The organism is Acidovorax sp., assembly GCF_046291265.1.
Lineage (GTDB): Bacteria > Pseudomonadota > Gammaproteobacteria > Burkholderiales > Burkholderiaceae_C > Acidovorax.
Genome location: NZ_JBKBTV010000108.1, coordinates 1 through 8635, shown reverse-complemented (window position 1 = coordinate 8635; position 8635 = coordinate 1). Strand labels below are relative to the sequence as shown.

Sequence of the window (8635 nt, the reverse complement as noted above, 5' to 3'; positions counted from 1 at the left end):
GGTGTTGGTGTTTCCCGACCGACTGCGCTTCACCCCCGGCGCCCACTTGGTGACCACCGCAGCCAAGGCCGCCGGCCTGACGACCCTGCTTGTGTCCGGCGGCTTCACCTTCTTTGCCGACCGCGTAAAGGCTGGCCTGGGTATCGATTTCGCCCGCTCCAACATGCTCGAAGTGCAAGATGGCCAACTCACCGGCCGCATGGTCGACCAACCCTGGGGTGACATCTGCGACGGCGCAGAAAAGCGCCGCACGCTGCTGGAAGTGGCCTCGCTCATGGGCATCTCGCCCCAGCAAGCGATTGCCGTGGGCGATGGTGCCAACGACCTGCCCATGATGGGTGTGGCAGGCCTGTCGGTGGCCTACCACGCGAAACCCGCCGTGCGCGCGCAGGCCAAGGTGGCCATCAACCAAGGCGGGCTGGACCGCTTACTGGAAGTGCTGCGTTGAGCACCGAACGCCCACTTGAGCCGCAACCCTCCCTGGTCCGGTCTGCCCTGCACCGCGCATGGCAGTCTCTGCGCTCCGGCTGGAAGCGCCACCTGGTCACATTGGCCTTGGCCTGGATGGCCATCGTGGCGGTAGACACCTGGCGGACCCGTGACCTGCCCCAAGGCCCCGCGCCCGATGTGCCCCTGGTCATGGCACCCGCACAACCCACCAGCGCAAACAGCGCAACCCTGTCCACCACCCTCGCGCAGTGGCGCGCCCAGCACCCCGGCCAAGCCGTGGCCGTGCATTTTTGGGCTGAATGGTGTGCGGTGTGCAAGCTGGAAGAGCCCAGCATTGCCAGCCTGTCCAAAGACTGGCCCCTGCTGGGCGTGGCCATGCAATCGGGCAGCGCAGAAAAGGTGGCACAGGTGCAGCGCCAACGCGGCATGGCCTGGCCCACGGCGGTAGACCCACAAGGCACGCTGTCGCGCAGCTGGGGCGTGCGCTCCGTGCCCGCGCTGGTGGTCATCGACGCGCAGGGCCAGGTGCGGTTTGCCACCTCGGGCTACACGCCGGAATGGGCCATGCGCTTGCGGCTGTGGTGGGCCCAAACCATGCCCCAGTGGAACTCAATGCCTCCAAAATGATAGCTACTAGCGCTTTATACATAAGCGCTAGAGGCCATTTTGACCAATATTTTGACGTATTAAGCCCACAGCGGCAGTGATTCGTTTGGCGCAGATCTTCAAGACCTGCACCCCCCTGCCTTTGCACACTGGCCTGCGTACCACCCAAGGAGGCCCGCATGCACATCACCTTGAACCAACAACACCAGCCCGTCCCACCTGGCTGGGAGGACGAACCCCTGCTCTGGCTGCTGCGCGAGCCGCTGGGCCTGGTCGGCACGCGCTTTGGCTGCGGCGTGGGCCAATGCGGTGCCTGCACCGTGCTCATTGACGGGGTCGCGCAGCGGGCCTGCCTGCACACGGCACGTGGACTGCAAGGGCGCTCGATCACAACCGTGGAAGGCTTGGCGGCAGGGGACGGCACGCTGCACCCCGTTCAGCAAGCATGGCTGGACCTGCGCGTGCCCCAGTGCGGCTACTGCCAGAGCGGCCAGATCATGGGCGCGGTGGCCCTGCTGCGCGCCACGCCCCGTCCCACCGACGCACAGATCGACGGCGCCATGGCGGCCCACCTGTGTCGCTGCGGCACCCAGCACCGGGTGCGCGCGGCCATCCACCAAGCTGCCGGGGGAACCAAACCATGAAGCGCCGCCAGTTTTTGGCAACGGCAGGCGCCGGGGCGCTCACCGTGACTCTCGCAGGCTGCAGCCTGGTGCCGGTGATCCCCAAGCGCCCCACGTCCACCCCCGATGACGCGTTGGGCTGGATACGCCACGAACCGGGCCCAGGCAACCGCTACACCCTGTGGCTGCCCAGTGCCGAGATGGGCCAGCAGATCAGCGCCGCGCTGCAGGGCCTGGCCGCCGCCGAGTTGGGCGTGCCCCCTGCGCAGGTGCAGCTGCGGTTGCCCAGCACAGGCGACATCGCCCGCGTGCGTGCCACCGTGGGCAGCGCCAGCGTGCAGGACTTTGCCCTGCCCCTGGCGCGCGCCTGCGCCACCCTGCGCGAGGCCCTTGCCCAGAGGCAGACCACGGGCACGCTGGCCGCGCGCGACATCCCGGCCAGTGCGCTGCGCAGCCTGCAGCCGCCCACCGGTACACCCCGGCCCACGCCGCCCGCACCCGGCCAGTTACACGCCATCGTCACCGGCCAAGCGCTGTTTGCGGGCGACACGCGCCTGCCGGGCCTGCGCTATGGCCGCGTGCTGCGCGCACCGGTGTCGGCCGAGCTGGGCTCCCGGCCACTGTCCTTTGACGAAGCCGCTGCACGCGCCGACCCGGCCTGCGTCGCGGTGGTGCACAACCCGCGCCTGCAGCAAATGGGCAGCCTGGGGCTGGGCATCGTGGCCCGCACCCCCTCGGCGCTCGACCGCATCGAGGCCGCACTGGCCGTTCGGTGGCAGGTGGACAGCGGCGCGTTTGAGCAAACGGCCATCGACGAGCGCATCGACATCGACACTCACCTGCGCCGTGGTCACCTTCCACACACCCTGCGCAAGGACGAACTCCCCGCAGACACCGCCTGGACGCTGGATCTGCGCATGGACGTACCCCTGGCCGCCCACGCCCCGATCGAGCCCCGAAGCGCCACGGCCTTGTGGCTTCCGGCGTCCGGCAACGGCACCGCCCTGCGTGTTTGGGCAGGCACCCAAGACCTGTTCTACGTGCGCGATGTGCTCGCACGCCACCTCGCGCTGAGCGCTGAGCGCATCGAGGTGCAGGCCTGCCGCATCGGCGGTGGCTTTGGTGGCCGAACGCTGTGCACGGTGGAGCTGGAAGCAGCCGTGCTAGCGCAAGCGGTGGGAGCCCCCGTCAAGGTGCAATGGAGCCGCGCGCAGGAGTTTGCCCAGGGCTTCCAGCGCCCACCCTCCAGCCACCGCGTGCGGGCACGGGTGCAAGGCGGGCGCATCACGCACTGGTGGCACGCCTTTGCCAGCAGCCACATCCTGTTCACGCCCGCCGCCATGCCGGTGTGGATGCAAAACCTGGCCGACCTGGTGGGCGACAGCGGCGTAGCACGGGGCGCGCAACTGCCGTACGACGTGCCCCAACAGCGCATCGAGTTCACCGCCCAGCGCCTGCCCGTGCACACCGGCCCCTGGCGCGGCCTGGGCGCGGGGCCGAACACCCTGGTGGTGGAAAGCGCCATGGACGAATGCGCGCGCGAGGCCCAGGCCGACCCACTGGCCTGGCGCCTGTTGCACACCACCGATGCACGCCTGGCCCAGGTGCTGCGCCGCGCCGCCGCAGAGGCCCGCTGGCCCCTGCGACCCACCAGCGACGCCACCACCCTGCGCGGGCGCGGCATCGCGGGTGGCATCTACAAGGGCGTGAGCTACGCCGCCGCCGTGGCCGATGTGGAAGTGCAGCGCGCCACCGGCCAGGTGCGCGTGGTGGCGCTGTGGTGCGCGCACGACTGCGGCCTGGTGCTGCAGCCCGATGGTGTTCGGGCACAGACGGAAGGCAACCTGGTGTGGTGCCTGGGCACGGTGCTGCTCGAACAATTGCCGGTGGCCCGCTCGGGCGTGGCAGCCGCCACTTTTGCCGACTACCCACTGCCACGCATGGGCGACGTGCCACCGCTGCATGTGCACCTGATAGACAGCACCGAACCACCCACAGGCGCCGGAGAAACCGCCATGGTGGCCGGGGCCGGCGCCATTGCCAACGCGCTGCGCGACGCCACAGGCGTGCGCTTTACCCGCCTGCCGGTGCGCAGTGCGGATGTACTCCGGGCCCTGGGCGCACAGGGCTGAACGCCCCACAAGCAACGGCACAATCCGCCCATGCAAGACTTTGCCAGCGCCGCCATGGTCCGCCTGCTGGTGCGCGCCATGCGCGCGCAGGGCCTGGACCCGCCGCCGCCAGGCCTGGACGGGCTACAAGGCAGCCATGTACCGCTGGCCTACAAACGCAGCGTGGTCGAAGCCGTGCTGCACCAGGGCGGCCTGGGCACACTGCTGCAGCTGGCACAGCGGGTGGACCTGCTGGCGGGCGACCCGGTGCACCGAGCCCTGCTGGGCGCAAGCAGCCTGCCCGAGCTGATGGCACGCTGGCAGCGGCTGGAGCGGTATGTGCATTCACGCCACCAGGTCAGCATCACGGCCAGCGCCCCGGGCACCCTGGCGCTGCACCACCATGCGCGCCCCGGCGTGCTTGAAAAGCCCCTGCCCACGGAAAGCCTCGCCGTGCTCGGTGTACTGATGGGCGCCAGCCAAGCCATAGGAGTGCGTGGGCTGCAGGTGGACCTTGGTACCTCAGAGGCCGCAAGCCAACGCGTGAGCCTGCGGATTGGAGTCCCTGCCACCCCGGCCGAGCTGCCTGCGCAACTGGCGCCGATGGCCGCAGAAGGGCAGATGGGCCATTGGACCTTGCGTTGGGAAGTGCACACAGACGAAGGCAAGGCCCCTATCGCCCCCGCCGTGGAGCCCCAGCCCGCCACCCACCTGTGCGACGCCCTGCCCTGGCCACCCCTTGCGCACCAGTTGGCGCGCCATGTGCTGCACGACCCGGCCGCGCAACACACGGTGGATGCACTGGCTGAGCATGCAGGCCTGGCCCGCCGCAGCCTGCAACGGGCACTCACCGAAGGCGGCCTGAGCTGCCGCCACATCGTGACCGAGGCCCGCGCGCGCCTGGCGGCCCAGTGGCTGCTGGACAGCCCGCACGGCCTGGCAGAAATCGGTTTCGCCTGCGGCTTTGCCGACCAGCCCCATTTCACGCGCGAGTTCTCCCGCCACGTGGGACTGACCCCTGCACGTTACCGGCAGGCGTTTGCAAGGAGCAGCGCGCCCCGCGATGGATCACTACAAATTAGATAGCTAACAACCCTTACTCATCAAGCGCTAGAGGCCAATTTAATTCAATTTTTATTTTGCCGATGGCAACCCTGCTACTGGCGAGCGCCGTAGCGCCGTTGCACGCGGGCATTGAGTCAATGCCCTTGCCAGAGAGCCTTGGCGCCGGGGCTAGTTACTTCTTCTTGTCGCCGGGCGTGAAAAACAGCGCCAGGCCCACCGCAATCAGCGCCACCGGCCACCACACCCGCAGCAGCTCGCGCAGGCTGATGCTGATCAGCCCCAGGTTGGTCAGCAGAAAAAACACGCCCAGTACGACCAGAACAATCGCAGCGATATGGCCCTTCATGTGCATTCCCTCAGAGTAGTTGTTGGTGTGGCGGCGTTCATTATGGTGGAGGCCGGTAGACAAGGAACGTCCCACTCAACGCCCCCGCAGGGGCTTGAGCAGGTCCCCCAACCCGTTGTGGTCAATCTCATGCATGAGTGCCAGCAACTGCCCCAGCTCGCCCTTGGGAAAACCCTCGCGCGCAAACCAGTTCAGATAATTGCCCGGCAGGTCGGCCAACAACGTGCCTTTGTATTTGCCATAGGGCATCTCGGTCGTGACCAGGCGCTGCAGTTTCTCCGAATCCATCGCCCCAGCCTCCTCAGCCACCCGCCCGCTTGACCTTGTGGCCCAGCTTCTGCAGTGCGGCCATCACGCGCTCCACGTGGTCGCCCTGCACTTCGATCACGCCGTCCTTCACCGTACCGCCGCTGCCGCAGGCAGACTTGAGCTGTTTGCCCAGTTGTTCCAGGGCCGATGCGTCCACCAGCACGCCCTTGACCAGCGTGACCGCCTTGCCACCACGGCCCTTGGTTTCACGCGACACGCGCACGATGCCATCGCCCGTGGGCATCGGTTGGTTCTGCTTGCAGGTGCACTGCGCTATGGGTTGTCGGCAGTCGGGGCACATGCGGCCCGATTCGGTGGAATACACCAGGCCGCCCAGGTCTGCGAACGACTTCATGGGTTTTTCCCTTCCACTTCTTTCTGCAGCATGTGAAAGTTGAGCAAGCGGGTCGCCAGAAGTGTCTCCGTCAAAAAACACACGAGGGCCAAAAGAAACGAAACGACCCCCGCCAGAAAACCGGCCACAGCCAAGCGGTTGGACTGGAAGTTGGTGGTCTCTCCCAAAAACAGCAAGATGATGGTGATGCCAATCAGGAACGCACAGAACGTGAGCAGCCCGATGCAGCCGTTGGCCAGCCGTCCGCGCAGACGCAGATCGGCCAATTCACTGTAGGCGCGGGCCAAAAACTCGGGTTCGGTGTTGGCTCGGGCGCGGTCTTCCACCACACGCGCCCGGTCGATGATGCGGGCCAGCCGGCTGGCCACGGCGCCGATCATGCCGGACACGGCCGTGAGCAAAAACACAGGGGCCACCGCCAGCTGGATGCCGTGGGTGATGGCAGAGGAGTCAAGGGTGAGGGCCATGGGCGCTTTGAAAGAAGAATGAGCTGTAGGAAACCGCTGAAGGGCCAATTATCGGCGGCACAGAAGCCGAGCAAAAGCGCCTTGCACCGTGCCCCAAACGGCCAGATCTATCCGCATGGCGCACAAGCATGCCCGCCGGGCGGTGCCTCAGCACGGACGACCGTGCCCCATCACCGGCAACTGCGGCGACAATCCTGCCTATTCCTTCCCGTTTGCGCTGCCGTGCGTGCCCCTCATACGCCGCCTCAGCGCCCTGCCCATGCCCTTTGCCTCCCTCGGTCTCTCCCCCGCCCTCGTCCACGCTGCAGAAAAAGCAGGCTTTACCGCGCCCACGCCCATCCAGGCCAGTGCGATCCCCGCCATCTTGCAGGGGGGCGACTTGTTGGGCGCCGCGCAGACGGGCTCGGGCAAGACCGCGGCCTTTGCGCTGCCTCTGCTGCAGCAATTGCAACTCAGCGCCACCGGTGGCCCACGCCGGGTGCGCGCCCTGGTGCTGGTGCCTACGCGCGAACTGGCGGCCCAGGTGGGCGAGGTGCTGCGCAGCTTGGCACAGCATCTGCAGCAGCCCCTGAAGGTGGCCATCGTGTTCGGCGGCGTGTCCATCAATCCGCAGATGCTGGGTCTGCGGGGCGGCGCCGACATCGTGGTGGCCACCCCAGGCCGCTTGCTGGACCTGGTGGAACACAACGCTTTGCGACTGGGCTCGGTGGCGCACCTGGTGCTCGACGAAGCCGACCGCCTGCTGGACCTGGGCTTTACCGAAGAGCTGACGCGGGTACTGGCGCTGCTGCCAGCGCAGCGGCAAAACCTGTTTTTCTCAGCCACCTTCCCCGCCGCCGTCCAAGCACTGGCCGACGGTCTGCTGAAAAACCCGGTGCGTGTGGAGGTGCCTCACACACCCGGCAACGAGCCCGCCATCGAGCAACGCGCCATTGCCGTGGATGCCATCCGTCGCACCCAGTTGCTGCGCCATCTGGTCAAGGAGCACAACTGGTCGCGGGTACTGGTGTTTGTGGCCACCCAGTACGCGGCCGAACATGTGGCTGAAAAGCTCTATCGAGCGAAGATTTTTGCCACGCCCTTCCACGGCGGACTGAGCCAGGGCGCGCGCAAGCAAGTGCTGCAAGAATTTAAGGACGAACGCTGGCAGGTGGTGGTGACCACCGATCTGGCAGCGCGCGGTATCGACATTGCGCAGTTGCCCGCCGTGGTCAACTACGATCTGCCCCGGTCTGCGGTGGACTACGTCCATCGCATCGGCCGCACCGGGCGTGCGGGTGAAAGCGGGATGGCGGTGAGTTTTGTGACGGCCGATGCGGAAGCGCATTTCCGTCTGATAGAAAAACGCCAGCATCTGAGCCTGCCTCGCGAGCAGATTGCGGGTTTTGAGCCCACCGAGGCGCCCCCGCCCGCGTCGGTCACCGATCCCGAGGGCACCGGCGGTGTCAAAGGCAAGCGGCCCAGCAAGAAAGACAAGCTGCGTGCCGCAGCGGCTCCGTCAGTGACCGACGGCGACAAAAACGAAGACGCCTGAACCCAGGCGCCTGACCACCGGCTAGCGGCGACTCGCCTCAAATCTCGTCGTCGTCTCCACTCAGATCGTCACCTTCATTGCCTTGGGCTTCGCCCGCTGGCCGTGGCGTGCGCTTGCCGGGTTTGGCAATGATTTCTACGTAAATTTGCGGGCCGTCTTCGGCAGCCACCTCGTTGATGAGGCCGGTCAGTGCAGACAGGTGGGCCACTTGGGCAGCTTCTTTGGTGCGGCCAAACTGGCAGTCAAAGTCCCAGAAGTCGGCGCCTTCGGGGAGATCGCGGCGGCGTTCACGCTTGATGTATTTGCGGATTTCGTGCTTGACGGCCTCTAGAACGCGATCGCGGTTCTTGCCTTCAACGTGGAGTGGAAAAATTTTTCTCATGGGCGATGGTAGCGCTTGTGACAGGACTGGATTCCCAGCCGCACACCAAAGTGCCACAATGGTGCATTACTTTTGGTTACCACCAAGCCCCATGCTTCACGACCTCCGTCTGCTGCAAGCGCTGCCAGCGGCGGTGCTCGTCACGCAAGCGGGCGCCATTCGCTTTGCCAACGCCGCCAGCATGGCACTGCTGGAGGCGCCGAGCATTGACAGCCTGATTGGCCGCATGTCAGGCGACTTCGTGCACCCCATGGACCAGGTGCGCTCCACCAACCGCATCCAGGCCGTGGCGGTGCCCGAACAAGGCGGGCGGCCCAACAAATCGTCTGAATTCCGCATCCGCACCATTCGGGGCAACTTGCGCATGGTGCTGATCAGCAGCGTGGC

Annotated in this window: 12 protein-coding genes; 7 read left to right on the top strand and 5 right to left on the bottom strand. The window is 66.6% G+C overall.

All coding sequences use genetic code 11. The features are described from left to right. The 5 genes from ACK41V_RS22780 to ACK41V_RS22760 all read left to right on the top strand — a co-directional run. The coding region (locus ACK41V_RS22780; RefSeq protein WP_409785834.1) for an HAD-IB family phosphatase at positions 1-448 on the top strand (448 nt) is incomplete at its 5' end. After that, on the top strand, positions 445-1077 hold the full coding sequence (locus ACK41V_RS22775) for a redoxin domain-containing protein (RefSeq protein ID WP_409785833.1): 633 nt from the start codon (positions 445-447) through the stop codon (positions 1075-1077). The genes ACK41V_RS22780 and ACK41V_RS22775, both read left to right, overlap by 4 nt. Before the next feature lie 158 nt (positions 1078-1235). Continuing rightward, the gene (locus ACK41V_RS22770) at positions 1236-1700 is read left to right on the top strand and encodes a (2Fe-2S)-binding protein (protein ID WP_409785831.1); all 465 of its coding nucleotides are present in this window, start codon (positions 1236-1238) and stop codon (positions 1698-1700) included. Beyond that, complete coding sequence (locus ACK41V_RS22765; RefSeq protein ID WP_409785829.1) at positions 1697-3811, top strand: molybdopterin cofactor-binding domain-containing protein; 2115 nt, start codon at positions 1697-1699, stop codon at positions 3809-3811. Before ACK41V_RS22770 ends, ACK41V_RS22765 begins: the two co-directional genes overlap by 4 nt. A gap of 30 nt (positions 3812-3841) precedes the next feature. Further along, positions 3842-4876, top strand: a complete 1035-nt coding sequence (locus tag ACK41V_RS22760; protein WP_409785828.1) for a helix-turn-helix transcriptional regulator — start codon at positions 3842-3844, stop codon at positions 4874-4876. Between the two features lie 151 nt (positions 4877-5027). Here the strand turns inward: ACK41V_RS22760 and ACK41V_RS22755 are convergent, their stop codons facing one another. The 4 genes from ACK41V_RS22755 to ACK41V_RS22740 form a co-directional block, all read right to left on the bottom strand. Beyond that, positions 5028-5201: a LiaI-LiaF-like domain-containing protein gene (locus ACK41V_RS22755; protein WP_171012331.1), complete on the bottom strand. Its 174-nt coding sequence runs from the start codon at positions 5199-5201 to the stop codon at positions 5028-5030. Positions 5202-5276: 75 nt separating this feature from the next. Continuing rightward, the gene (locus tag ACK41V_RS22750; protein ID WP_409785826.1) at positions 5277-5489 is read right to left on the bottom strand and encodes a DUF3820 family protein; all 213 of its coding nucleotides are present in this window, start codon (positions 5487-5489) and stop codon (positions 5277-5279) included. Positions 5490-5502: 13 nt separating this feature from the next. Then, positions 5503-5865: a translation initiation factor Sui1 gene (locus ACK41V_RS22745; protein ID WP_409785824.1), complete on the bottom strand. Its 363-nt coding sequence runs from the start codon at positions 5863-5865 to the stop codon at positions 5503-5505. Then, positions 5862-6332: a DUF2721 domain-containing protein gene (locus ACK41V_RS22740; protein WP_409785822.1), complete on the bottom strand. Its 471-nt coding sequence runs from the start codon at positions 6330-6332 to the stop codon at positions 5862-5864. Before ACK41V_RS22740 ends, ACK41V_RS22745 begins: the two co-directional genes overlap by 4 nt. A 259-nt stretch (positions 6333-6591) precedes the next feature. Here ACK41V_RS22740 and ACK41V_RS22735 point away from each other — a divergent pair, with 259 nt between their 5' ends. Then, the gene (locus ACK41V_RS22735; RefSeq protein ID WP_409785820.1) at positions 6592-7866 is read left to right on the top strand and encodes a DEAD/DEAH box helicase; all 1275 of its coding nucleotides are present in this window, start codon (positions 6592-6594) and stop codon (positions 7864-7866) included. 37 nt (positions 7867-7903) lie between these two features. Here ACK41V_RS22735 and ACK41V_RS22730 read toward each other — a convergent pair whose 3' ends face one another. After that, positions 7904-8248, bottom strand: a complete 345-nt coding sequence (locus ACK41V_RS22730) for a DUF6172 family protein (RefSeq protein WP_409785819.1) — start codon at positions 8246-8248, stop codon at positions 7904-7906. 91 nt (positions 8249-8339) lie between these two features. On the opposite strand from ACK41V_RS22730, the gene ACK41V_RS22725 reads away from it, so the two are divergent. Then, the coding region (locus ACK41V_RS22725; RefSeq protein WP_409785817.1) for a PAS domain-containing protein at positions 8340-8635 on the top strand (296 nt) is incomplete at its 3' end.